Source organism: Streptomyces sp. PTL18, assembly GCF_059510295.1.
This window is the reverse complement of record NZ_JCAJZO010000095.1, coordinates 1-1,621: the sequence shown is the minus strand read 5'-3', so window position 1 is coordinate 1,621 and position 1,621 is coordinate 1. Positions and strand designations below refer to the sequence as shown.

At 74.0% G+C, this 1,621-nt stretch carries 3 protein-coding genes; all 3 read right to left on the bottom strand.

Annotation, left to right across the window (positions count from 1 at the left end; translation table 11 throughout):
• Window positions 1-267 (bottom strand): AAA family ATPase (locus AC5WS8_RS39100; protein WP_496108228.1); only part of this gene is annotated, 267 nt, incomplete at its 3' end.
• Window positions 264-743: a hypothetical protein gene (locus tag AC5WS8_RS39095; RefSeq protein ID WP_496108229.1), complete on the bottom strand. Its 480-nt coding sequence runs from the start codon at window positions 741-743 to the stop codon at window positions 264-266. The genes AC5WS8_RS39100 and AC5WS8_RS39095, both read right to left, overlap by 4 nt.
• Window positions 740-1,621 (bottom strand): DUF6083 domain-containing protein (locus AC5WS8_RS39090; protein ID WP_496108227.1); only part of this gene is annotated, 882 nt, incomplete at its 5' end. The genes AC5WS8_RS39090 and AC5WS8_RS39095, both read right to left, overlap by 4 nt.

Genomic DNA, 1,621 nt, shown 5'->3' with positions numbered 1-1,621 from the left:
CGCGTTCAGCCGGCCCGTGTAGCGGTGACCGACGGCGGCATAGGCGAGCGCATGGGCGGTCTTGCACCAGACGTTGGCAGGGAAGCGCCTGGTGGCGTCCTGGGCGATGGCCCGGTTGTAGGCGAGGTAGCGGCCGCGGCGCTGGGTGGTGTGGGCGAGCAAGGCCAGGGTGGTGGTCTTGCCGGTGCCCGCGCCGGCCTGCAGAGCCAGGTGCTCGCCGGCATGGAAGGCGTCGGCCGCGGCGGTCTGTTCGTCGGTCGGATTCACTGCGGGGCTCCGGGGATGTGGGTGAGGGCACGTCCGACGGCCGCCAGCAGGTGGGCGGGCGTCGCGTCGGCGAGCAGCTGCTGGATCGCTTGGTCGAGGCGTGCGGCTTCGTCGCGGTCGTGCCGGTCCAGGGCGCGGTGGATGGCGTGCTGGATGAAGAGTTCCGGGGGCTGTGCGGCGCGGTGGGCGGTGTCGCAGATGGCGGCATGCGCAGTGGGCGGGAAGGCGATGTTGAGGGCGATTTGCCCGTCGGTGTCCGGGTAGTGCGTGGTGACCACGTCCACTGGTAGCCGTGGCCCAACACGGTGGCGCAGACGGTGCGCGGCCCGGTCGGGGCTCTTGGCGCGCACGAGGATCATCAGGCGGGTGGCGTCATGGTTGGCCGCGAGCGGCAGCACCTGGGCGGCGTGGTGGAGTTCGGCCGGTGTGAGCGGTCGCGTCAGGGTGACTTCGAGGGCATGGTGCGCCACTGTCAGGCCTCCCGTTGGTGGCTGGGCGCGGCGTGTGGGAGGCGGGTGTGGATGTGCGCCGCGTGCAGGAGGGGGTCGAAGACCTGCCAGTCGGCCAGGGCGAGGTCGGCGGCGCCGGGGGCTGCGGCGTGGGCGGGGCAGCGCTGGGTGCGCCAGCGCAGCTGTTCCGCGTACGGCAGGCGGCTGAGGTCGTAGACGGCCATCAGGGTGGCGGGCAGGGTCAACTGGCCGCGCTGCGGGCCGCCGGGCAGCAGGGTCCAGCGACCTGCGGCCGTGTGAGCAGCGAGCACGGGCTGGGGGCAGCGGCGGCGCTGGCGTGTCTGGGCCACACACCGGATCTCCTCCAGCGGCCGGTCGGCGAGATAGCGGCCCAGCAGGAGTTGCACCACGGGCCGGGCGGGACGGCGGGCGTCGGCGGCCTGCTCCTCGCAGGCCGGGTCGGGCGGGGCCGGCGGGGTGAAGGCGCCGGTGTCGACCAGGCGGCGGGAACGGACGGCGAGCTGGCGGCGCACCGCCTCGATGTGCGGGCTCAGCTGAACGATTGCGGGTGGGGTGCGGCCGGGACACAGCACGGTGTGCGGGATGCGGCACCAGGCGCTGCCGTCTGCGTGGGGGTGGGCGATGCCGCAGCTCAGGTGCCAGCGGCAGGACTCGGGGATCTGAGCGGTGGCCAGTTCGTCGGGGTGCAGGGCGATGGGCCGCTGATCGCTGCAAAGGTAGACGTCGATGCGGTTGCCGCACAGGCGGCAGCAGACGTTCTGCCCGCAGCGCAGCAGGCGGCTGGGGCTGGTGGCAGCCACCCGCAGCGGGCGGCGGGCGCGGGTGGTGCGGGGGCTGCCGTCCCAGTGGCGGCCGGTGGAGGCGGTGTTGGGGCACATGACCGG